Below are 23,646 nucleotides of genomic sequence, written 5' to 3'. Positions count from 1 at the left end.
ATTGAATTCATCTTGCTGAAAAGCAAGACCTAAGCTTTATGCTTTATAGAAATTTCTATTTGAGTTTAATAGCTTTTATATTTTTAAAACATTACAATTCAATGAAATTCATTAATTTCGCAAATTCAATACACAGCAGGAAAAAAATGGCTAATAAATTTAGAGAATACAAAGGACTAGACTTACCCGTAGTAGCAGATGAAATACTGAACTATTGGGAGGAAAACAACATATTTGAAAAAAGTATAAGTTCACGAGAAGGCGCTGAATCATTCGTATTTTTTGAAGGACCACCTTCAGCAAACGGATTGCCAGGAATTCATCACGTATTAGCTAGAGCCATTAAAGATATTTTCTGCCGCTACAAAACACAAAAAGGATATCAAGTAAAGCGTAAAGCTGGTTGGGATACACACGGACTTCCAATAGAATTAGGTGTCGAAAAAGAATTGAAAATTACCAAAGAAGACATTGGTAAAAAAATCTCTGTTGTAGAATATAACGAAGCCTGTAAAAAAGCTGTCATGCGTTACACAGATGTGTGGAACAATATGACCCGCCGAACAGGTTATTGGGTAGACATGGAAACACCTTATGTCACGTACAAATCAAAGTACATGGAAAGCGTTTGGTGGTTGCTAAAACAAATCTATGACAAAGGCTTAATGTACAAAGGATACACCATCCAGCCGTATTCACCAAAAGCAGGAACAGGATTAAGCTCGCACGAGTTAAATCAACCCGGAACCTATCAAGATGTTACAGATACAACGGTGGTTGCACAATTTAAAACCATCAAAGAAACATTACCAGAAGCATTACAAAATGTAGCAGGCGATGTATATTTCTTAGCGTGGACAACAACGCCTTGGACACTTCCGTCGAACACAGCATTAACCGTTGGACCGAAAATCGATTACGTAGTCGTTCAAACCTACAATCAATACACTTTTGAGCCAATCAATGTGGTATTGGCTAAAAACCTTATCGGGAAGCAATTTTCGGGTAAATTCACGAAAGTGGAAACACAAGAAGAAATAGCTGCGTACACAAAAGAAGCTAAAAAAATACCATATCTCGTTACAAGCGAACACAAAGGAAAAGACTTAGTAGGCATCAAATATGAGCAATTACTAGACTATGTATTGCCGTATCAAAATGCGGAACATGCATTCAGAGTCATTTCTGGTGATTTCGTAACCACAGAAGACGGAACAGGAATTGTACACACAGCGCCAACATTTGGACAAGATGATGCACTAGTTGCGAAACAAGCAACACCTGAAATTCCACCATTACTAGTCTTAGATGATAATGGAAATCCAGTGCCTTTAGTAGATTTGCAAGGTAAATTTAGACCAGAAATGGGCGAATTTGCTGGTAAATATGTAAAAAACGAATACTATGCAGATGGAGAAGCACCTGAAAAGTCAGTAGACGTAGAACTAGCCATCAAGCTAAAAACAGAAAACAAAGCATTCAAAGTAGAAAAATATGTCCACAGTTACCCAAATTGCTGGCGTACGGACAAACCAATACTATACTATCCATTAGATTCATGGTTTATAAAAATCACGGATGTAAAAGATAAAATGTACGACTTAAACCAAACGATCAATTGGAAACCAAAATCAACAGGTGAAGGTCGTTTTGGAAACTGGATTGCAGGTGCAAACGATTGGAACCTTTCACGCTCGCGTTTTTGGGGAATTCCATTACCAATCTGGCGTACAGAAGACGGAAAAGAAGAAATTATGATCGGCTCTATGGCCGAATTAAAATCTGAAATCCAAAAAGCAATCAATGCAGGTCTTGAAACGGAAGATGTATACGCTTCCTTTGAAGTTGGAAACATGTCGGAAGAAAACTATGATCAAGTAGACTTGCACAAACATATCGTTGACGGAATTACGTTAGTATCGCCTTCTGGGAAACCAATGAATCGCGAAAGTGACTTAATCGACGTTTGGTTCGATTCTGGTTCAATGCCGTATGCACAATGGCATTATCCGTTTGAAAACAAAGAAAAAATCGATAACAACGAAAGCTTTCCAGCAAACTTTATTGCCGAAGGTGTCGATCAAACACGTGGTTGGTTTTATACGCTTCACGCGATTGGAAGTATGGTATTTGACTCAGTTGCCTATAAAAATGTAGTGTCAAATGGTTTGGTATTAGACAAAAATGGACAAAAAATGTCCAAACGTTTAGGAAACGCAGTAGATCCATTCACAACATTAGATACGTATGGAGCCGATGCAACGCGTTGGTACATGATATCAAACGCAAATCCTTGGGACAACTTAAAATTTGATCTAGAAGGAATTGCAGAAGTGCGCCGTAAATTCTTTGGAACGTTGTACAACACGTATTCGTTCTTCTGTTTATACGCAAACATTGATAATTTCACATACAGCGAAGACAAAATTCCATTAGCGGAACGCCCAGAAATTGATCGTTGGATTCTTTCTGAATTGCATACGTTGATCAAAAGCGTTGATCAATTCTATGCGGAATATGAGCCAACACGGGCTGCAAGAGCGATTTCAGAATTTGTACAAGAACTGCTAAGTAACTGGTTTGTTCGATTGAGCAGAAGAAGATTTTGGAAAGGCGATTATGAATTTGATAAAATATCTGCCTACCAAACCTTGTATACATGTATGTTGAATGTTGCCAAATTAGGTGCGCCAATTGCGCCATTTTTCATGGACAGACTTTACAAAGACTTAACGGAAGCGACAAATACAGAAAACTTTGAAAGTGTACATTTATCAAAGTTTCCAACCTACGACGAATCATTCATAGATAAATCGTTAGAACGAAAAATGGAAAATGCACAAACAATATCTTCCTTAGTATTATCGTTAAGAGCTAAAGAAAAGATCAAAGTGCGTCAACCATTACAACGAATCATGATTCCTGTGTTGGATGCGCAAAACAAAGCGGAGATTTTGGCTGTAGCCGAATTAATAAAATCGGAAGTAAACGTAAAAGAAATTGAACTTTTAGACGATGCTTCGGGCATATTAGTCAAGCAAATAAAGCCCAATTTTAAAGTTTTAGGACCAAAATTTGGGAAAGATATGAAAGCGGCTGCGACTGTCATCATGCAATTTGGACCAGAAGAAATTGCTGAAATTGAAAAAACAGGGAAAATACCCGTTGTAATTAACGGAAAAAATAGTACATTAGACATTACAGAAGTAGAAATAACTTCTCAAGATATCGAAGGTTGGTTAGTAGCCAATTCGGGAGGAATAACAGTAGCGTTAGATGTAACAATCACAGAAGAATTACGTAAAGAAGGAATCGCAAGAGAGCTCATAAACAGAATTCAAAATTTACGTAAAGATTCAGGATTTGAAGTCACGGATAAAATCCACGTAACACTACAAAAAGACGAACATTTAGTAGAAGCTATCACTATTAATTTAGCTTATATAAAAGCAGAAACGTTAACAGCTGAGTTAGTATTTGTAGATCAACTAGAAAATGGAACAGAAATTGCTTTCGATGACGTAAACACCATATTGTTTATTAAAAAAATGTAGAACATGGAAGACACTAAAATAAGATACTCAGACAAGCAACTAGAGGAATTTAGAATTATCATTCAAGAAAAAATTGATCAAGCACAAAAGGACTTAGAATTGTTAAAAGGTGCATATATGAACGATCATAACAATGGTACAGAAGATACTTCGCCAACATTTAAAGCATTTGAAGAAGGATCTGAAACTATGTCTAAAGAGAAAAACATGCAATTGGCAATTCGTCAAGAAAAATTTATTCGCGACTTGAAAAATGCTTTAATTCGTATAGAAAACAAAACATACGGAATTTGTAGAGCTACAGGAAAACTCATCAATCCTGAACGTTTAAAACTTGTGCCACACGCTACACTTAGTATTGAGGCGAAAAATATGCAAAGCTAAAAACACATTATACAATACAAAAAGCGCTCATTGAGCGCTTTTTTGGTTTAGTGAAACTCAAAATTGTAAGTTGAACTAATCCCAATGAAAAGTGGAATCTCTATAAACGGTAACCTGAATTAAAAAGGTTATCAATTTAATTTGAAGGATATTTTATAGTTTTACCAAAACCGAGTTCAATAATCTAGAACAAACAACAAAAAAACAAATCCACGAAAAACAAAAGAGCAAAGCGATACACCCAAAATGCAAAAATCCTTCTACATACTATTCTTTCTCTTATATGTAAACATGAATTGCTTTGCGCAAAAAGTAACGCAACAAACGTTTTCCATACACGAAATAGAAGAAATCCGAATCAATACAGATAAAATATTTCAACTCAACATCTTCAGTACAAACGACAATGTTATTAAAATTGAAACTAAGATGGAAGGTGAATACTTTCGCGATTTAAACATTATAACATCGACAAAAAACAAACAACTGCAACTTTCCTGTGAATTGGCAGAAGGTTTTGAGCTTCCAAATGACAAACTAAGCGCACACAAAGTATTTTCAGTAAGCATGAATATATACATTCCAAAACAACTCAAAGTACAGTTAGAAGGCGACGCAACGCAAATATATGTAACAGGAAAGTATAAAAAATTCTTAGCAATGTTGATCTCAGGAAACTATACACTAGAAAACTTTCATAGCGAAGCAAAAATTCAAACTAAAAAAGGAAACATATACTATATTAAGCAAAAACTACCAACATTTGAAAAAGAATCGGATCAACAAATTGTATTCTACGAAAAAGGTAAAAAAATAGAATTAAAAGCAGACAATGGAAAGATCACTTATTCTTCTGATAAAGGGTAAAATATTCTTATTTTAGCCAACTATTAGAATTTTCAAACGGAAATTGTACGATTCATGTCATTAAAAAAAGCTATTGGAATCATTGTTTTGATCTTACTCATTGATCAAATCAGTAAAATATATATCAAAACTAACTTTGCACTCGGAGAATCTGTTGAGGTTTTCGGTTGGTTCAAAATTCTCTTTGTCGAAAACAAAGGAATGGCTTGGGGAGTGGAACTTCCTGGAAGTTACGGAAAACTATTCCTAACCTTATTTCGACTATTTGCCATCACAGCAATTGGGTATTGGTTATATGATTCTGTAAAGAAAAAAAGTTCAAAAATTCTAATTGTTGCCATTGCACTCATCTTTGCAGGCGCATTTGGAAACATCATCGATTCTGTATTCTACGGAATCATATTCAACGAAAGCGTATACCAAGGTGAAGTCGCTTCATTTATGCCAGAAGCTGGTGGATACGCACCTGTATTTCACGGACACGTGGTAGACATGCTCTATTTTCCAATGATTGATACTACATGGCCAGAATGGGTTCCATGGCTTGGTGGCGATCGTTTAAGCTTCTTTGATCCTGTATTTAACATTGCAGATTCAGCCATCACTATTGGCGTATTGCTTTTAATTATTTTCAACAAAAAAGCATTTCCTAAAAAGCCTGTAACAGCTAAAGAAATTGCTACGGAAGAAATTTCGGAATAAAACTTCGAGTGTTTTAATTTTATAAAGCGTCATTTCGAGGAGGAATCGGCGAAGTAATCTATTGTTTAACTACAGATTACCACGAATTTTTATCAAAATTCTCGCAATGACAAGATCAAGGTAAGCTGTCATTTCGAATGAAAATTGTATCTAAAATCATTCAAATAAAGAAGTTGTAAAACTTATCCAGTTGTCACATCGAGCGCAGTCGAGATGCTTCAAAATTCAAAAACTCGCTCAGGCGTCACACAAAAATCCAACGAAATATCATTCTCACTTACTGTGAAATCAGTCTCTTCAGGAGGAAAAAAAGACAAGCCAATCTTAATCACATCTGGTTTGCAATCCGCTAAAAACCGATCGTAAAATCCTTTTCCATAGCCAATTCGGTTTCCTTTCGTATTATATGCTAACAAAGGCACAAAGACTACATCAATCTTGTTGCTGGGAACTTCAATGCCATCAATAGGTTCAGGAATATTGTACGCGTTCTTTTTAATAGCAGTATTATCTGTCAATAAAAAATGTGTCAATGAATAATCATCAAAATTACTTTTAGACAGGATAATATCTTTGTCTTTTCCCGAAAGGATATTCAAAATAAACTCGGTATCAACCTCTTTCTGTTCGGCAATCGTTAAAAACAAATGATAATAACGTGCTTGCCAAACGGGAAGTTTCAATAACTGATTTGCAATCGCAATGCTAAAATCGTCTAACTGTTGATCGGTCAGTTGATTTCGCAACGCTTTATACTTCTTTCGCAAGGCAGATTTTGACATAAATGTAATTTTAACACAAAAATAAAGATTGTAAATTGGATACGCTTTTGTTTTTGGAATAATTGCGAGTAACTTTGTTAGCATCAACGATATTATGGAAGAATTAAAAAAAGCCTTAGAACTCAAACACGAATTAGATGTTTTACGTCCGATAGATGCAGAACGAGAAGCAATCATTATGCAGAAATTTCGGTTGGATTGGAATTACCATTCGAATCACTTAGAGGGGAATACGTTGACGTATGGAGAAACAAAAGCATTATTGCTTTTTAATATTACAGCACAAGGAAAGCCACTCAAAGATCATATTGAAGTTACAGGACATAATGAAGCAATCAATTGGGTTTTAGATTTGGTAAAAGGCGATCGTCCATTAAGCGAAAGCTTCATTCGACAAATTCATGAATTATTACTTAAAGAACCGTACGAAGTTGATGCAGAAACTCCAGACGGAAAACCAACAAAAAAGAAAGTGCACGTTGGTGAATATAAAAAAACACCAAACCATGTAAAAACGGTTACAGGAGAAATATTTCGTTTTGCTACACCAGAAGAAACGCCTGCAAAAATGACCGATTTGTTAAATTGGTATAGAAGTAAAACAGAAGAAGAAACGATAAACCCAATATTAGTTGCGGCAGAATTTCATTATAAGTTTATAAGAATTCATCCATTTGATGATGGAAATGGACGAACGGCAAGAATCATTATGAATTTCATTTTGATGAAATACGGTTTTCCACCAACCATTATAAAAACAGAAGACAAAGAAAATTATTTTGCGGCGTTGCGTTTGGCGGATGCAGGAAACATAGAAGCTTTTATCAACTACATCGCACAAAACTTAGTACATTCTTTAGAATTGATGATTTCAGGAGCGAACGGAGAATCTATTGAAGAAGAGGATGATGTGGAGAAAGAAGTGGTTTTGTTGGAACAACGATTTAAATACTTGAATAATAGTGCAACAATTAAAGATCCCCAAGATGTCAAAAAAATTATAAATGAATCAGGATTTAAGCTTTTAAAAGAAATTAAATTCAAACAAACGAAAATTTTTAAAAAGTTTTACGTTAATATACATGTAAATTCAAGCACAAGTATAGATCCTTCAGTAGATTCCTTTTCAGAGCCAGTGATTAGCGAGTTTACTATTTCATTAAAAGCAGATCAGGTCAAATCAACGATTATTGATGGAAATTTTAGTTTTGATCTAAAGTTTGAATTTAAATCGGAACATTACGCTATTTCTTATATAGAAAAGAGCGAAAAAATGATAATTTCAAAAAATTTATTAAAAAAGAAGTACGGTGAACAATTAACGGAAGAAGAAATAGATTATTTAGTTTCGCAAACTGTCAAAAAACATAAAGATTTTTTAAAAGAAAAAATAGAACAAAAAGAAGAAGAAAACTCCAAAAAATAACAAAAGCAAAACACGAAACACAAACTATAAAACTATTTTTAAACCTAGAACCCAAAACCAAAACCCAACACGTGACCGAAGAACTCCAATTACAACTCAAAACGATTCCAACCAATCCTGGCGTGTATCAATACTATGATAAAGACGGGAAAATTCTGTATGTTGGAAAAGCAAAGAATCTAAAAAAAAGAGTGGCTTCGTATTTTAACAAAAATCATGAGTATGGAAAGACAAAAGTGTTGGTCAAAAAAATTGCTTCCATACGACATATTATCGTGGCAACGGAAACAGATGCGTTATTGTTGGAAAATAATCTCATCAAAAAATACCAACCACGCTACAATGTATTATTGAAAGATGACAAGTCGTATCCGTGGATTTGTATTAAAAATGAACGCTTTCCACGTGTATTTCAAACCCGCAGAGTCATCAAAGATGGTTCAGAATATTTTGGTCCGTACACAAGTGTTAAAACGGTTCGTACACTATTAGAATTAATCAAAGGACTCTATCCGCTGCGAACGTGCAATTACGATTTATCTCAAGAAAAAATAAACGCAGGCAAATACAAAGTCTGTTTAGAATATCACTTAGGAAACTGCAAAGGTCCGTGTGAAAACTATCAAACCATAGGTGACTATGATAAGCAAACGACTGCGATTCGTGAAATCTTAAAAGGAAATTTTAAAGATTCCTTATTGCAATTCAAAACGCAAATGAAAGCGCATGCGGAAGCGATGGAATTTGAAGATGCACAAAAAGTAAAAGAAAAAGTAGAAATCTTAGAAAATTATCAAGCAAAATCGACGATTGTCAATCCAAAAATCAGCAATGTAGATGTGTTTTCGATTATATCGGATGAAAGTTTCGGGTATGTCAACTTCTTGCAACTATCCTTAGGTTCCATTGTACGATCGCACACGCTAGAAATTAAAAAGAAATTAGACGAAACAGACAAAGAATTGCTCGAATTGGCAATCACGGAAATTCATCAACGTTTCAAAACCAATTCCAAAGAACTCTATGTTCCTTTTGAAGTAGAAGTTGGAGAAAAATTTAAAATAACAGTTCCAAAATTAGGCGACAAAAAACACATATTAGAGCTGTCGCTGCGAAACGCGAAATATCACAGAATGGAACGTTTCAAGCAAATAAAACTAACCGATCCAGACAAGCATGTGAATCGCATTATGATGCAAATGAAAAAAGATTTGCGTCTCTCGTCAGAACCAAGACACATTGAATGTTTTGACAACTCTAACATTCAAGGAACACATCCTGTGGCAGCTTGTGTCGTTTTCAAAAACGGAAAACCAAGCAAAAAAGAATACCGCCATTTCAACATCAAAACCGTTGTTGGGCCAGATGATTTTGCATCGATGGAAGAAGTAGTATATCGCCGGTACAAACGATTACTAGAAGAAGAACAACCGTTGCCGCAATTAATTGTGATTGATGGTGGAAAAGGACAACTCTCATCTTCACTAAAAAGTTTAGATGCCTTAGGTTTACGTGGAAAAATAGCGATTATCGGAATTGCAAAACGCTTGGAAGAAATCTATTATCCTGGCGATTCCATTCCGTTATATTTAGACAAAAAAAGTGAATCACTCAAAATAATACAACACCTACGAAACGAAGCACACCGATTTGGAATTACGTTTCATAGAAATAAAAGAAGTACTACTGCGTTAAACTCAGAACTAGAAACGATTGCAGGAATTGGCGAAAAAACGATTGTAGAATTATTAAAAAAATTCAAATCGGTCAAGCGAATTTCAGAAGCATCACTAGAAGAAGTTGCAACCGTAGTTGGAAACAGTAGAGCAAAAAAAATATACGATAACTTTCATAAAAAATAAGCTACCATACCTATGAACAAGTGGATTCTCATCTGCATCACGCTATTAAGTTTTTCTTTTGCCACAGCGCAAGAAGAACCCAAAACAGGACAAGACCTTAAAGTAGGTTTGGTCTTAAGTGGTGGTGGCGCAAAAGGATTAGCGCATATCGGAACCTTGAAAATCATTGATAGCTTAGGAATTCGGGTTGATTACATTGGCGGCACAAGTATGGGCGCAATCATTGGTTCGCTGTACGCATCAGGTTACTCAGGAAAACAAATAGATTCTATTTTTAAAAAAACAGATTTGGAAATACTAATTCAAGATGAATTACCACGATCTGCAAAAACGTTTTACGAAAAAGAAGATTCGGAACGCTACGCGATTAGCTTACCGTTTGATAGTTTCAAAGTAACCTTTCCGACTTCTATTTCAAAAGGGCAAAATGTATACAATTTGCTCGCGCAATTATTGCTTCATGTAGATCATATAGATGATTTTAGTAAACTTCCAATTCCTTTTCTTTGTATTGCTTCGGATATAGAAAAAGGAGAACAAGTTATTTTGGACAAAGGCTATTTGCCAGATGCAATTACGGCAAGTGGTGCGTTTCCATCACTGTTTGAACCTGTCGAAATTGGCAAACGGTTACTTATTGACGGTGGCGTAACGAACAACTATCCTATTGACGAAATCAAAGCAAAAAATGTAGACATTATCATTGGTGTTGATGTGCAAGATGATTTGGCTGACAGAGACAAACTAAAATCTGCGATGGGAATTCTATCGCAAATCAACAATTTCCGCACCATCAATGACATGAAAAAGAAAAAGAAACAAACGGATGTTTACATTCGTCCAGACATTATAGGCTTTTCAGTTATTTCTTTTGATAAAGGAAAAGAACTCATCAAACGTGGAGAAGTCGCAGGAAAAAATCAACTAGAAGCCTTAAAAGCAGTTGCAGCGCAACAATACCAAAAATCGAATCTTAAACCTGTAAAAACAAAAGATTCTTTAGCAATTAATTACATTCACTTGCGTGGAAATGACAAATATACACGTTCGTATGTGCGCGGAAAATTACGATTCAAAACGCCCACTAAAATATCGTTTAGAAAATTTACAGAAGGAATAGGGAATCTAGCGGCAACAGGAAACTTTACAGGAATTCGGTACAAAACATGGAAAAATGAAGATGGAACGGAAGACATTATTCTCAATCTAAAAGAAGCGCCAAACACTACATTTTTACGATTGGCAGCACATTATGATGATGTCTACAAAACAGCAGGACTTATCAATGTTACCAAGAAAAAAATACTCTTTAACAATGATGTTGCTTCGCTTGATTTTATCATTGGAGACAACATTCGGTATAACTTTGAATACTACATAGACAAAGGATACTATTGGAGTCTTGGATTAAAATCTAGATTCAATGCATTTGAAAGAGGGATTAATTATGATTTAATTCGTGAAGACAATTCAAACCCTGCGATAAACAGAATTGATGTAAAAGTTTCTGATTTCACCAATCAATTATACGCGCAAACGGTTGTTAGAGAAGAATTTGTATTTGGAATTGGTGCCGAACACAAACGCTTAAAAATTACTTCGGAAACGATTGTGCCAAGTAATGAAAATGAAACTATTTTTGAAAAAAGTGACTTTGTGAGTTCTTTTGGTTTCTTACGACTCGATACCTACAATAACAAATACTTTCCATCAAAAGGAATCTTCTTTTCAGGGAATTTCAATTGGTATCTGTATTCATCTGACTATAACAAAAACTTTGAGCCTTTTTCAATCGCCAGCGCAAAAATTGGTTATGCAACACCTTTATTCAGTAACATATCACTCAATCTTTCTTCGGAAGGTGGTTTCAATCTTGGAGATTCATCCGTAAGCTCGTTAGACTTTGTATTGGGTGGATTTGGAAACAACTTTATCAACAACTATATTTCATTTTTAGGATACGACTTTCTAAGTTTTGCAGGTGATAGTTTTGTAAAAGGAAGCATTACGCTCGATTATAATTTTTCTACCAAACATCACTTCAACTTTACAGCAAACTATGCCAATGCGGGCGAAAATATATTTGACAGTGGCGAATGGTTCACAAAACCCGATTTTAATGGTTATGCTATTGGTTACGGAATGGAAACCTTCTTTGGTCCTTTGCAAGTAAAATACGCTTGGACACCTGATGTTGAGAAAGATCAATTGTATTTTAGTATTGGGTTTTGGTTTTAATTACTTCAACGCAAACATTTCACATCTTAGAAGTGTATAAAATCTATAAATAATTCCGATATTTGTGTAGTGATGAAAAAATCATCTTTCTGAAAATCAAAACACTAAACGGTAAATGAAACCATTTTGGAACGACTTATTGGCACATTTACACTATCTTATCAAAAGAAATCCTGAATAAGAAAGTGCATTTTTTGAATCGTTTAAAACTTTTTTAATCACTTAAATTCATTAAATCATGCCTTTTTACCACAAATTAGGAAACATTCCACCAAAGCGACACACCATATTTAGAAAGCCAAATGGTGATTTATACTATGAACAACTTTTTGGAACCATAGGTTTCGACGGAATGTCCACCAACAGTTACCACGAACACAGACCCACACAAGTCAAAGAAATACGCAAACAATACAGCGTTGCACCAAAAATCGCGAAAGCAAACAACATACAATCGTATCGCTTGCGCGGATTTCAAGTGCCACAAGTAGAAGATTATTTAGAAAGTAGAAAAATAATGTTGACTAACAGTGATTGCAACATTATTCTTGCGGCACCAACAACATCTACACGTGACTATTTCTATAAAAATACAGATGCAGACGAACTGATCTTTATTCATAAAGGAACAGGGAAACTGCGCACCATGCTCGGAAATCTTGATTTCAAATATGGAGATTACCTATTAGTTCCACGCGGAATTATCTATAAAATAGACTTTGATACAGATGATAACCGATTGTTCATTGTAGAATCGTATCGACCAATATACACACCAAAACGTTATAGAAACTGGTTTGGACAACTCTTAGAACATTCGCCATTTTGCGAACGCGATATTAGAAGACCGTACGAGCTAGAAACCAATAATGAAGAAGGCGAATTTCTTATCAAAGTAAAAAAACAAGGCGATATTTTTGAAATGGTGTACGCAACACATCCTTTTGATGTCATTGGATATGATGGATATAACTATCCGTATGCGTTTTCAATTCACGATTTTGAACCAATTACAGGACGAATTCATCAACCGCCACCAGTACATCAAACCTTTGAAACGGACGCGTTTGTGATTTGCTCATTTGTACCACGATTGTATGATTATCATCCGCAAAGTATTCCAGCACCGTACAATCACAGTAATATTGACAGTGATGAGGTTTTATACTATGTAGATGGCGATTTTATGAGTAGAAACGATATTGATGCAGGGCACATTTCGTTGCATCCAGCAGGAATTCCACACGGACCGCACCCAGGAGCAGCAGAAAGAAGCATTGGGAAAATGGAAACGGAAGAATTGGCTGTGATGGTTGACACGTTCAAGCCATTGCAAGTAACCGAAGAAGCGATGAAAATTGCAGATGAAGATTATTACAAATCTTGGTTAGAAAACGGGAAACACTGATGACACACAAAACTAAAATTGCAGCGCATATTCGAGCAATGTGGTAAATATCAAGAACTATTTATCACAATGAACAAAAAAACGAATTGCAAATGCTTTAAAAAATTAAAAAGATGGCAGCAGAAATAAAAAACTTAAAAGATTTACAAAATACAGAATACGGACTCAAAAAATTATTTGAAGACGCACAAGACTTTCTACCATTACTAGGAACAGATTATGTAGAATTATATGTTGGAAACGCAAAGCAATCCGCACATTTCTACAAAACGGCGTTCGGCTTTCAATCAGAAGCGTATGCAGGATTAGAAACTGGCGTAAAAGACAGAGTTTCGTATGTATTAAAACAAGATAAAATTCGATTGGTGTTAACAACACCACTTGGAAAAGGTGGCGAAATCAACGAACACATTGATTTACATGGTGATGGCGTAAAAGTTGTTGCACTTTGGGTAGACGACGCAACCAAAGCGTATGAAGAAACGACCAAAAGAGGCGCAAAATCATACATGAAACCTACCAAAGAAGAAGATGAAAACGGATATGTAATACGTTCAGGAATCTATACCTACGGAGAAACGGTTCACATTTTTGTAGAGCGTAAAAACTACAACGGAATCTTCTTGCCAGGCTACAAAAAATGGGAGTCACACTACAATCCTAAAGATGTTGGATTAAAATTCATCGATCACATGGTTGGAAATGTAGGTTGGGGAAAAATGAAAGAATGGTGTGAATTCTATGCGAAAGTAATGGGCTTTGCGCAAATTATTTCGTTTACGGATGATGATATTTCTACCGAATTTACCGCATTAATGAGTAAAGTAATGAGTAATGGAAATGGTAGAATCAAATTTCCAATCAACGAACCAGCAGAAGGAAAAAAGAAATCTCAAATAGAAGAATACTTAGACTTTTATAATGGTGCGGGCGTACAACATATTGCGGTTGCTACAGATAATATCATTGAAACGGTTTCGCAAATGCGCGAAAGAGGTGTGGAATTCTTATATGTTCCAGAAACGTATTATGATGATTTATTAGAAAGAGTTGGTGATATTGATGAAGATGTAGAAGAACTCAGAAAGCACGGAATCTTAATTGACCGTGATGAAGAAGGATATTTGTTGCAAATCTTCACCAAAACAATTGTAGACAGACCAACGATGTTCTTTGAAGTTATTCAACGTAAAGGCGCACAATCATTCGGAGTCGGAAACTTCAAGGCATTATTTGAAGCAATTGAAAGAGAACAAGAAGCGCGTGGAACTTTATAATAAACTTTTGTCACATTGAGCGCAGTCGAAATGCATATAAAACGAAATGGTTTTTAGTTCTCGACTGCGCTCGAACTGACAATTTATATACCTAACACCTTTCTTTCCCTAAAAAACACAAGATGACTAGAGAAGAATTACTAGCAGCCATTGATAAAAAATATTTGGACATGGGACAAGATCCCGATGTGCATCTTTCAGGATTACTACACGCTGAACCTATGAAATATTGGGATTTCATTCAACTGGATGCGCTTTTAGGATTACAAACACAACGTACGCAATTGCCTGATGAAATGGTTTTTATTATGTATCATCAAATCAATGAATTGGTCTTTAAGATGATTCTTTGGGAAATGCAACAAATTGCGCATGTCGAAAACATTGAGCCCGAAAAATTCGTCATGCATTTAATGCGAATCAGTAGATACTTTGATATGTTATCGAACTCTTTCGACATTATGGGCGATGGAATGGAAGTAGAGCAATACATGAAATTCCGCGATACTTTAACGCCTGCAAGTGGTTTTCAATCGGTACAATACCGTAAAATTGAAATCGCTTCTACGGAATTAATCAATCTAATAGATTACAGATTTAGAACCACCATTGATCGCGAAACGCCATATATACATGCGTATAACAATATGTATTGGCAAGTAGCAGGAAACGATCACAAAACAGGCAAGCGTAGTAAATTGATGGTCAACTTTGATGAAAAGTATAAAAAGGAACTCATCAATTGCATGAAAGAATATAATACTATCAATCTTTGGACGAAATTCAAGCAATTGCCTAGAAATTATCAAAACGATCAAAGTTTAATCAATGCAATGCGTCATTACGATCATACAGTAAACATCAGTTGGGTAATGCATCATTATCATGCCGCAGGAAAATATATAAATTCTGAAAAAGGTAATTCAGAAGCGACAGGCGGAAGCGATTGGCAGAAATATATGCACCCAAAATATCAAAAACGAATCTTTTTTCCTGAATTATGGAGTGAAGAAGAAGTAAAAAACTGGGGAATTACCAATTTAGAAGGCTATAAAACACTAAAATAACCAAAATCTTAAAAGTCAAAAGTGTCAAATTACTGAGTATTCATCAAAGAAACTGAAATATCATTGAGAATCCATCAATAAACAACGATGAAGTACAGTTGTGAATATAAAAATTGTGTTAAAGTTAAATACTATGCTTGCATAGTATAATTCTCGTCCTATATTTGCAGTGCAAGAGAGAGTGGTTTCCTCTTGCGACTTTAAGAAGAGAAATTTTCATAATTTAAAGTTTTGGTTGGTTAATAAATAAAAAGAAGCTCGATCCTATGATCGGGCTTTTTTTATGACCTTTTTTAATTAACGTGAGTTCGATATAACGTTACTTTCAATATTTTGTTTTTTCAGTATTTTAAGACAAATGTCAAATCGAGCATTATTGAAATTAAAATATATTTTGATTTCAATACCTAGCGTAGCTATCGAGATTCAATAAAAACAGTCGTGTTCTTTAGCTTCTCGACTGCGCTCGAAGTGACAAAGTGTTGATTTTATTATATTTCGGGCTTATAGTGACGATTTCTTACATCGAACTCACGTTAATTAGAAATTGAAATAATATTGAATAATCGACAGTAAAATGCATATTTTGTTGTGAATTCAATAAGAAACATCGATGAAGTATAGTTGTGAGTGTAAAAATTGTGTTAAAGTTAAATACTATGCTTGCATAATAAAAATGTTGCCATATGTTTGCAGTGCAAAAGCGAGTGGTTTCCTTTTGCGACTTTAAGAAGAGAAATTCTCATAATTTAAAGTTTTGGTTGGTTAATAAAAAAAGGAACTCGGTCGTAAGATCGGGTTTTTTTTTGCGCTAATTTGAACGATAAAAAAGACCCTCAAAATTCATTGACAGTCTTCTTATAATCATTCAATCGATAGATTAGTATTATATTTGAATTGTTGGACAGAAATCACGAGTTCTGACTCCTCCTGTACCTGTTCCACAAGTAGCGCATGTATTTGCGCACGTGTTAGCACAGGTCGCTGCACACGTATTTGCACATGTAGCAGCTTCTGTAGGACAGCAAGAACCACCATGGCAGGTAAATGTACCTCCACCATTTAGTTGATTCTGTGTCAATTGAGAAATAGTTGATTTTTTAATTCCCAACTTTTGAATTTTTTGTTTTTTCATGATTGATAACTATTAAGATATTCCTACTCTATAAGCTTTTCGGATTCCGCTTTTTAAAAACTGTTCGTAATTTGATGTATTGATATGATGAAAAAAAATAAGCTGATTAAAATGTACACTGATTTGCTGCATTGTTACATTCGGTAGAAATTCTGCTCAATCGCGCTCTAAACTCTGGAGAATTTCCAATACCATTTGCTACATTTAAAAGGCCTCTAGTGTATAAAATATTAGTCCAATAAATTCCTCCTGAAACATCAGGTTCTCTGAGTAGCAAACCTCTGTAAGCAATGTAAATTTTCTTATTAATTTGCTGACTTGTAACATTGTTTCTATTTAAAAAAGACAAATACCGACTGTGCCATTTGGAGTTCGCTTCTGGTGAGGTAATAAATCCTTTGGCTAAATCATCAAAACCTCTAGTATTGAGAATGTTGATCCAATAATTTACCACAGAAGCATTTTCTGGACAGCGTTCTAAGTACGATAAATACGCTAATCGTACCACACAATGTGCATCAATTGATGGTGGATTAGGAATGTTTGGCGGTCTAAAATCTGGATTCAATGGACCTCCTGAAAATTTTTGCTCAGTTGAAGTAACTGAGTCTTCTGATTCAGCGGTAATTTCTTCAGTTTGACAACTAATGACATAAAAAGATACTACAAGCACTACAAGTACTGCTGAAAGATTGCGAAATTTGAAAATTGAATTTTTCATAAATATTTTTGATTTTTGAATGAATTCCTACTCTGTTAAGGTTTTTCGGATGCGACCTATCTCGATCAAGACAATTCAAAGTTATGTGACCTAATTTCTGAAAACAAGACAAGCATTTTCAGATTTATAAATTTGTAGATATCTATAAATGAAGAAATAAAAAAACCATCTGCTAAAGTGAACAGATGGTTTGTGTAGTAAGTAAATAAAGAGCTTATTTTTTGATGATGGTTTTAACTTCTGTCTTATCTCCACGTTTTATCTGGTAGAAATACATTCCTTTAGGTACGTGAGAAACATTCAATTGATATAACGTACGACTGTTTCCGGAAACACCTATTAAAGTATGCGCACTAACTTTGATTCCTTTATCATTAAAAATAACAACTTCAACAGGTAAATTCTGAGTTGTATTTGCATAGTCAATAATCACTTCATTAATACTAGGATTTGGATACGTTATTAATGATGATGATGAATCTGGTGCATTTCGATTCGTTAAAAGATCAGCAACATGAACTAGTGGGAAACTAATTCTAGGATACATAGTGTAATTGTCATTATTTGCTAAGTAGTCTGCTCTCGTGTGAAATTTCACTAAATTCATTTTTACGTCGTAATTTGTTGGTTCTAGTACGATTGCATCATAAATATTAAATGGGTATTCCTCTGATTCTGAAGAAACTCGTGTTCTGTTTTTTCGGACAGGAGGAATAACAACAGGTACGGTAACACCTCTTATAAGTTGTCTAAATCCATCGGGCGATAGCTTGTAAATTTTATATTGCAATCCAAAATAACCTACCATTTCTTGAACGGACTGATAATCAAGGTTAATTCTAAAAACAAGATCCAATTCTGATGATATCAAATATTCATTTTTATGAGTCAATTCAAATGTTAACTCGTCATGATGATCACTAATTAAAAAAGTGATATCTACAATATTAGTTGAAGGAGCGTGTGTAAGTTGCGCAGTGGTTTTTATCGAAAAAAATAAAAACAGTGTTGAAAGTGTAAAGATTTTTAATTTCATAACAAAGGGTTTTAATTATACCCTAATAAAGTATGAATATTTGATACTTCACTACAAACGATACGTGTTCATATTTATAAATTTAAACAAAATGTAGGCTTAGCTTTGAATCTTTTTGATGTAATACGAAGGATTTAGCCCTGTTTTGTTCTTAAACTCTTTAATAAAAGTAGTGGCGCTTTTATATCCGATTTCTTCGGAAATGGCGTGAATGGTATAGGATCTAAATACTGAATCCTCTTTAAGCTTTACCAAAACGTAGTCAATTCTAAGCTTATTCAGGTATTGATTGAATGATTGTTTTTTGACGTCATTTAAAGCTTTTGACAAATATGTCGTATTGGTATTGAGTAATTTTGCGGTGGTGTGCAATGTGGCATTTTTGGAAAGATAAAAATCAGTATTTTCTAATTCTTGAAGTTTTTCTAGGATACTATTGGCTTTTTCATCTTTTATTTTAGGATTTTGAGATTGCTTTTTTGCTATTGTATTCTTGGATATATTTTCAATAATAGTTAGAAATTTTTGTTCTTTCAATTTTGTTCTTTTGTGATAGGATAAAAAAACAAGCAATACCACTACAAATAGAATGCTAGCCCCAATCAAAATAATATTCTTGTCAACGATACTTTTGCTTTTCTCATTGGCTAATTTTTCATTTTCGGTTACAATATCTTTTAGGTCATCTTTATGCAATAAATCTTTCGCATTTGATTCTCGCTCAGTCTTAATTGCATTGATCTTATTTAATTTATCTAAATAAAAAATTTGCTTCTCTTTATTATTTTGGATTTCTGCAATTCTTTTAGCTAACTCATACATTTCTTCGACTCTGTCAGTAATTAATTTTTCTCCAATACTTTCAAAAATACCATCGAGTAAAGAAGCTGCTTCTTCAAGTTCCTCTAGTTTATATAAGTTTCTGGCGATAAAAAAATCGGTAATGTATAAGTTGTTTTGTAAGCCTCCATGATTGCGCAATATTTTTTTTCCTTCTCTCAGAAAGCCAAGCGATTTATAATAGGCTTCTTTTTCATAATGCACGCTGCCCAAATTAATATTAAAATCACCTACAAATCTATTCAAACCATTTTCTTCGGCTAGCGCGATGCCTTTAGCACATGCTTTTTCGGCTGCTTCTAAATTACCCAATCCAGTAAGGCACAATACTTTTCCTAAAAGTGAACTCAAATATGTTGAAACGTACAGATCAAAAGTACCTTTATCTTTTTCATCAAGAATATTCAAAATGGAATTGTAGCCTTTCAGCGCATCTTCATACCGGTCTAGTTTTGCACGTGTATTTGCTATATTGGCAAGGCAGATAAGTTCGCTTTGCAAGTCTTGTAATTTAGTAGCGAGTTCTTTTGCAACGAGATACGATTGTAGTGCTTCATCATAATTTCCTAACACATACCAAGAGCTTCCCAATAAAATATTACTATTAAAACTACTGATGGTATCTTGCATTTTTTCTGCAACCTTAACAGACATATGTGCATACCGAACCGCTTGTTTATGATCCGATTTCATATAATTTATATACGCTATTTGATAGCTAGAAAAATATTGAACCTCATAATTTTGTTGTTTTTTTCCTCTTTCCAGAAAAGAATTGCAATATGCTAAACCCAGAAGTGTATCTTTTTTTTGGTCAAAAGTATCATAAATCAGTTCCTCAATTTCATGAATGGAATCAGAATACGAAATAAACAATTGTATTTCTTTAGAAACTAAAGAATCATTCATTGTATTCAATTCCTGACCTTTTAAACTCATGGAAAAAAGAGCAAAGGCGCTCAAGAAGCATAAATGCAACGACTTAATTGAAATATTTTTTGGTATATAATACATGCTTTTCATCATAATGGTAGGTTGTAAGAAGTCGGCTCGTATAATCATCAGAAATATACAATATAATATTAAATACAATATGTGTCGCGTATTATTTTTAATCGTTACAATCTGTAATACAAGTCTGTAGGTAAAAAGAGTTTATAAAGTACGGACTAAAAAAACATCCATAAAAAAGCGATTAATTGTTGCTTGAATGAAAAAAAATAATCTTTTTTTGGAATAGTAATTGTAATGCTAACATAAATTAACAGAAAGTAATGCGAATTTTATTATTTTTACAAACCTTTACATCAAACATGAAACGTACACTTACTATACTATTCTTGCTTACATGCATCGCATCACAAGCACAAAAAAAAGACAGCGCATTCCAAACAGGCGAATGGTTTAAATTTAGAATTCACTACGGATTCATAAATGCAAGCTATGCTACCTTAGAAATCAAAGACGAATATCTCAACGGAAAAAGTGTGTATCATGTTGTTGGAAAGGGAAAAACTACTGGTTTTGCCAGTTGGTTTTTTAAAGTAAACGACAATTACGAAAGCTATTTTGATAAAGAAACTGGAAAGCCATACAAGTTTATTCGTAAAATAGACGAAGGTGGACACACAAAAGATGTTGAAATAGATTTTGACTATAATAAACAAAAAGCCTTAGTCAATAACCGAAAACACAATACAAAAACAGAATACAACATTGAAAAAGATGTGCAAGACATGGTTTCGGCGTTCTATTACTTGCGTAACAACTACGATATTTCTGATATTAAAGTAGGTGACGAAATTGTGTTGAACATGTTTTTTGACAAAGAAAACTTCAAATTCAAACTAAAATACTTAGGCGAAGAAACAATGAACACCAAATTTGGAAAAGTTCCTTGTTTAAAATTCAGACCTTATGTACAAAAAGGACGCGTTTTCAAGGAAAATGAAAGCTTAACATTATGGGTTTCTAATGATGAAAACAAAGTTCCAATTCGTATCAAAGCTAGTTTAGCAGTTGGTTCCCTAAAAGCTGACTTAGATGCGTTCAAAGGCCTCAAACATCCCTTTAAAATACTTGTAGATTAATTATGGAAATTCCACCAGAAATTGCGGAAAGAATTGAAAAATTAGACAAGAAATACACAAATTCTGGGCAAGACTTAGGCTCTTATCTTGACGGCTTATTACACCAAAGATACCTTACCTATTGGGATTACATTCATTTAGATACCTTACTTAGCTTACAAATACCACGCACGTTTTATCCTGATGAAGAAATCTTCATCATGTATCATCAAATCACAGAATTGTACTTTAAGCTCATCATTCACGAGCAAAAACAAATCATTGATGACAAACATCAAACGGCAGATTTTTTTACACAACGCATTCTCAGAATCAACAATTACCTCAAGGCACTAATATCTTCTTTCGAAATCATGATCAATGGTATGGAAAAAGAACAATTCTTAAATTATAGAATGTCGTTATTGCCAGCAAGCGGATTTCAATCGGCACAATACAGAATGATCGAATTTTATTCCACGCCACTAGAAAACTTAGTGCATCATTCCATACGCGATCAATTCTCAGCAAAAAACTCCTTAGATGATTTATACGAAAATATCTATTGGAAAAAAGGGGCAACCGATAACAAAACAGGCGAAAAAACACTCACATTAAAGCAATTTGAATATCGCTACACGCCACGTTTTATGCGGATTGCAGCAGCAGTAAAAACAAGTACAATATATCACCGTTACTTAGCGTTGCCACAAGAAGTAAAACAAAATAAAGACTTAATAGAAGCTCTAAAGCACCTTGATCTCAATGCAAATGTCAATTGGCCATTAATGCACATGGGATCTGCATATCGCTATTTGCGAAGAGAAAAAAAGACCATTGAAGCCACTGGTGGAACGAATTGGAGAGAATATTTACCGCCAAGCTTTCAAAAAGTGATATTTTTTCCTGAAATTTGGAGCGAAAATGAAAAAGACGAATGGGGAAAAGAATGGGTAGATCATATCTTCAATACAGAAAGGAAACAATGAGAATAGAGAAAATTTTACTATTTATAGTATTATTAATAGGTTTCAACGCCTGCAAAGAAACCGAAGAAAAGCCAGAAGTTACTGAGCAAATAGAAGTGCCAGCTCCAGATCCTATGGAATTTGGGTTTCACTTAAACGATTATGTAGTTGTAAAAGATACCGTAAGAAATGGCGATAGCTTCGGAAAAATTCTTGAAAAGAATAACATTGGATACGGAACCGTTTTCAATATTGTTGAACAAACAAAAGATACATTTGATATCAGTAAAATCACTGCCGGAAAACCGTATACCTTATTATGTACAAAAGGCGATTCGCTTCAACGACCAGAATGTTTCATCTATCAGCCAAATAGTATTGACTATGTAGTGATAAAATTCAAAGACTCTATCAATGCATACACGGAAAGCAAACCTGTAAAAATTGTACAAAAAGAAGCTTCTGGGATTATTACAAGTTCATTATCAGGAGCGTTGGACGAAGCTGGACTAAGTCAACGACTCGCTTTTGATATGTCGGATATCTATGCATGGACAATTGACTTTTTTAGACTGCAAAAAGGAGATGAATTTAAGTTGGTTTATACCGAAAAATATATAAATGATACCACTTTCGTGGGAATTGACAAAATTCACGCGGCATACTTTAAACATAACAAAGAACCGTTTTATGCATTTGAATTTGAGACAGATAGTGTAAAACAAATTGTGGATTACTACGATGAAAATGCTAAAAACTTACGCCGTGCATTTCTAAAAGCACCAGTGAGTTACAAAAACGTGCGAATCTCATCGCGATACAATCTAAAAAGAAGAATAAAACTATACGGAAACCGTGTCCGAGCACACAAAGGAACAGACTTTGCAGCACCACGCGGAACACCAATTATCTCAACAGCCAATGGAGTTGTGGTCGAATCTGCTCGTAGAGGTGGAAACGGAAACTATGTAAAAGTAAAACACAACAGTACGTACACCACGCAATACTTACACATGAAAAAGCGTAAAGTAAAAGTGGGCGATTTTGTAAAACAAGGAGATGTAATCGGTTGGGTTGGAATGACAGGAAACACGTCAGGTCCGCACGTATGTTATCGTTTCTGGAAAAATGGAAGTCAAGTAGATCCATTCAAACAAAAACTACCCGATGCTGATCCAATTGACGAAAAGCTAAAAGTACCTTTCTTAGAACACATTCAACCGTTAAAAATACAACTTGACGGTATTAATATTCAACTTCCAGAGCCAGCGGAAGAACTCACAGAACAAGCAGTAACTGCACTAAAATAA

18 protein-coding genes are annotated in these 23,646 nt (G+C 34.5%); 13 read left to right on the top strand and 5 right to left on the bottom strand.

Going from position 1 to position 23,646, the window contains the following annotated elements; translation table 11 throughout:
* Positions 1-146: 146 nt before the first annotated feature.
* The 4 genes from ileS to H2O64_RS10945 all read left to right on the top strand — a co-directional run bounded on the left by ileS (position 147) and on the right by H2O64_RS10945 (position 5,507).
* A complete protein-coding gene (ileS, locus tag H2O64_RS10960) occupies positions 147-3,554 on the top strand; it encodes an isoleucine--tRNA ligase (protein ID WP_187562248.1) in 3,408 nt (1,135 codons plus the stop codon).
* Between the two features lie 3 nt (positions 3,555-3,557).
* Positions 3,558-3,938, top strand: a complete 381-nt coding sequence (locus tag H2O64_RS10955; RefSeq protein ID WP_187562247.1) for a TraR/DksA family transcriptional regulator — start codon at positions 3,558-3,560, stop codon at positions 3,936-3,938.
* A gap of 246 nt (positions 3,939-4,184) precedes the next feature.
* The gene (locus H2O64_RS10950; RefSeq protein ID WP_187562246.1) at positions 4,185-4,805 is read left to right on the top strand and encodes a hypothetical protein; all 621 of its coding nucleotides are present in this window, start codon (positions 4,185-4,187) and stop codon (positions 4,803-4,805) included.
* A 54-nt stretch (positions 4,806-4,859) separates the two neighbouring features.
* On the top strand, positions 4,860-5,507 hold the full coding sequence (locus H2O64_RS10945) for a lipoprotein signal peptidase (protein WP_187562245.1): 648 nt from the start codon (positions 4,860-4,862) through the stop codon (positions 5,505-5,507).
* A gap of 218 nt (positions 5,508-5,725) precedes the next feature.
* On the opposite strand, the gene H2O64_RS10940 is transcribed toward H2O64_RS10945, so the two are convergent.
* Positions 5,726-6,289: a 5-formyltetrahydrofolate cyclo-ligase gene (locus tag H2O64_RS10940; protein ID WP_187562244.1), complete on the bottom strand. Its 564-nt coding sequence runs from the start codon at positions 6,287-6,289 to the stop codon at positions 5,726-5,728.
* Positions 6,290-6,383: 94 nt separating this feature from the next.
* Between H2O64_RS10940 and H2O64_RS10935 the strand changes: the two genes are divergently transcribed.
* The 6 genes from H2O64_RS10935 to H2O64_RS10910 all read left to right on the top strand — a co-directional run bounded on the left by H2O64_RS10935 (position 6,384) and on the right by H2O64_RS10910 (position 15,567).
* Entirely contained in the window at positions 6,384-7,715 is a 1,332-nt protein-coding gene (locus H2O64_RS10935; protein ID WP_187562243.1) for a Fic family protein, read from the top strand.
* A gap of 71 nt (positions 7,716-7,786) precedes the next feature.
* Complete coding sequence (gene uvrC, locus H2O64_RS10930; protein ID WP_187562242.1) at positions 7,787-9,577, top strand: excinuclease ABC subunit UvrC; 1,791 nt, start codon at positions 7,787-7,789, stop codon at positions 9,575-9,577.
* 12 nt (positions 9,578-9,589) lie between these two features.
* Positions 9,590-11,815, top strand: coding sequence for a patatin-like phospholipase family protein (locus H2O64_RS10925; RefSeq protein WP_187562241.1), 2,226 nt, complete (start codon positions 9,590-9,592; stop codon positions 11,813-11,815).
* A 238-nt stretch (positions 11,816-12,053) separates the two neighbouring features.
* Entirely contained in the window at positions 12,054-13,223 is a 1,170-nt protein-coding gene (locus H2O64_RS10920; protein ID WP_187562240.1) for a homogentisate 1,2-dioxygenase, read from the top strand.
* A 113-nt stretch (positions 13,224-13,336) separates the two neighbouring features.
* Positions 13,337-14,500 carry a 4-hydroxyphenylpyruvate dioxygenase gene (gene hppD, locus H2O64_RS10915; protein WP_187562239.1) on the top strand — a complete coding sequence of 388 codons (1,164 nt, stop codon included), beginning with the start codon at positions 13,337-13,339 and terminating at the stop codon, positions 14,498-14,500.
* A gap of 122 nt (positions 14,501-14,622) precedes the next feature.
* Positions 14,623-15,567: a tryptophan 2,3-dioxygenase family protein gene (locus H2O64_RS10910; RefSeq protein ID WP_187562238.1), complete on the top strand. Its 945-nt coding sequence runs from the start codon at positions 14,623-14,625 to the stop codon at positions 15,565-15,567.
* Positions 15,568-16,453: 886 nt separating this feature from the next.
* Here the strand turns inward: H2O64_RS10910 and H2O64_RS10905 are convergent.
* The 4 genes from H2O64_RS10905 to H2O64_RS10890 all read right to left on the bottom strand — a co-directional run bounded on the left by H2O64_RS10905 (position 16,454) and on the right by H2O64_RS10890 (position 20,238).
* A complete protein-coding gene (locus tag H2O64_RS10905) occupies positions 16,454-16,702 on the bottom strand; it encodes a hypothetical protein (protein ID WP_187562237.1) in 249 nt (82 codons plus the stop codon).
* Positions 16,703-16,808: 106 nt separating this feature from the next.
* Positions 16,809-17,423: a hypothetical protein gene (locus tag H2O64_RS10900; protein ID WP_187562236.1), complete on the bottom strand. Its 615-nt coding sequence runs from the start codon at positions 17,421-17,423 to the stop codon at positions 16,809-16,811.
* Between the two features lie 214 nt (positions 17,424-17,637).
* Positions 17,638-18,459: a T9SS type A sorting domain-containing protein gene (locus tag H2O64_RS10895; protein WP_187562235.1), complete on the bottom strand. Its 822-nt coding sequence runs from the start codon at positions 18,457-18,459 to the stop codon at positions 17,638-17,640.
* A 99-nt stretch (positions 18,460-18,558) separates the two neighbouring features.
* Complete coding sequence (locus H2O64_RS10890; protein ID WP_187562234.1) at positions 18,559-20,238, bottom strand: helix-turn-helix domain-containing protein; 1,680 nt, start codon at positions 20,236-20,238, stop codon at positions 18,559-18,561.
* 374 nt (positions 20,239-20,612) lie between these two features.
* On the opposite strand from H2O64_RS10890, the gene H2O64_RS10885 reads away from it, so the two are divergent.
* The 3 genes from H2O64_RS10885 to H2O64_RS10875 are packed head-to-tail and all read left to right on the top strand — an operon-like array spanning position 20,613 to position 23,646.
* Positions 20,613-21,389 carry a DUF3108 domain-containing protein gene (locus H2O64_RS10885; protein WP_187562233.1) on the top strand — a complete coding sequence of 259 codons (777 nt, stop codon included), beginning with the start codon at positions 20,613-20,615 and terminating at the stop codon, positions 21,387-21,389.
* A 2-nt stretch (positions 21,390-21,391) separates the two neighbouring features.
* Entirely contained in the window at positions 21,392-22,357 is a 966-nt protein-coding gene (locus H2O64_RS10880) for a tryptophan 2,3-dioxygenase family protein (protein ID WP_187562232.1), read from the top strand.
* Positions 22,354-23,646: a M23 family metallopeptidase gene (locus H2O64_RS10875; RefSeq protein WP_187562231.1), complete on the top strand. Its 1,293-nt coding sequence runs from the start codon at positions 22,354-22,356 to the stop codon at positions 23,644-23,646. The genes H2O64_RS10880 and H2O64_RS10875 overlap by 4 nt, the downstream gene beginning before the upstream one ends.

It is taken from the genome of Kordia aestuariivivens, assembly GCF_014397005.1.
Lineage (GTDB): Bacteria > Bacteroidota > Bacteroidia > Flavobacteriales > Flavobacteriaceae > Kordia > Kordia aestuariivivens.
The sequence above is the reverse complement of the archived record's forward strand: the minus strand, read 5'-3'. Positions and strand labels throughout refer to the sequence as shown.

Bases quoted from the DNA above. Each gene is read 5' to 3' on its own strand.
- ileS (WP_187562248.1), top strand. From the start codon at position 147: ATGGCTAATAAATTTAGAGAATACAAAGGACTAGACTTACCCGTAGTA.
- H2O64_RS10955 (WP_187562247.1), top strand. From the start codon at position 3,558: ATGGAAGACACTAAAATAAGATACTCAGACAAGCAACTAGAGGAATTT.
- H2O64_RS10950 (WP_187562246.1), top strand. From the start codon at position 4,185: ATGCAAAAATCCTTCTACATACTATTCTTTCTCTTATATGTAAACATG.
- H2O64_RS10945 (WP_187562245.1), top strand. From the start codon at position 4,860: ATGTCATTAAAAAAAGCTATTGGAATCATTGTTTTGATCTTACTCATT.
- H2O64_RS10940 (WP_187562244.1), bottom strand. From the start codon at position 6,289: ATGTCAAAATCTGCCTTGCGAAAGAAGTATAAAGCGTTGCGAAATCAA.
- H2O64_RS10935 (WP_187562243.1), top strand. From the start codon at position 6,384: ATGGAAGAATTAAAAAAAGCCTTAGAACTCAAACACGAATTAGATGTT.
- H2O64_RS10925 (WP_187562241.1), top strand. From the start codon at position 9,590: ATGAACAAGTGGATTCTCATCTGCATCACGCTATTAAGTTTTTCTTTT.
- H2O64_RS10920 (WP_187562240.1), top strand. From the start codon at position 12,054: ATGCCTTTTTACCACAAATTAGGAAACATTCCACCAAAGCGACACACC.
- hppD (WP_187562239.1), top strand. From the start codon at position 13,337: ATGGCAGCAGAAATAAAAAACTTAAAAGATTTACAAAATACAGAATAC.
- H2O64_RS10910 (WP_187562238.1), top strand. From the start codon at position 14,623: ATGACTAGAGAAGAATTACTAGCAGCCATTGATAAAAAATATTTGGAC.
- H2O64_RS10905 (WP_187562237.1), bottom strand. From the start codon at position 16,702: ATGAAAAAACAAAAAATTCAAAAGTTGGGAATTAAAAAATCAACTATT.
- H2O64_RS10900 (WP_187562236.1), bottom strand. From the start codon at position 17,423: ATGAAAAATTCAATTTTCAAATTTCGCAATCTTTCAGCAGTACTTGTA.
- H2O64_RS10895 (WP_187562235.1), bottom strand. From the start codon at position 18,459: ATGAAATTAAAAATCTTTACACTTTCAACACTGTTTTTATTTTTTTCG.
- H2O64_RS10890 (WP_187562234.1), bottom strand. From the start codon at position 20,238: ATGAGTTTAAAAGGTCAGGAATTGAATACAATGAATGATTCTTTAGTT.
- H2O64_RS10885 (WP_187562233.1), top strand. From the start codon at position 20,613: ATGAAACGTACACTTACTATACTATTCTTGCTTACATGCATCGCATCA.
- H2O64_RS10880 (WP_187562232.1), top strand. From the start codon at position 21,392: ATGGAAATTCCACCAGAAATTGCGGAAAGAATTGAAAAATTAGACAAG.
- H2O64_RS10875 (WP_187562231.1), top strand. From the start codon at position 22,354: ATGAGAATAGAGAAAATTTTACTATTTATAGTATTATTAATAGGTTTC.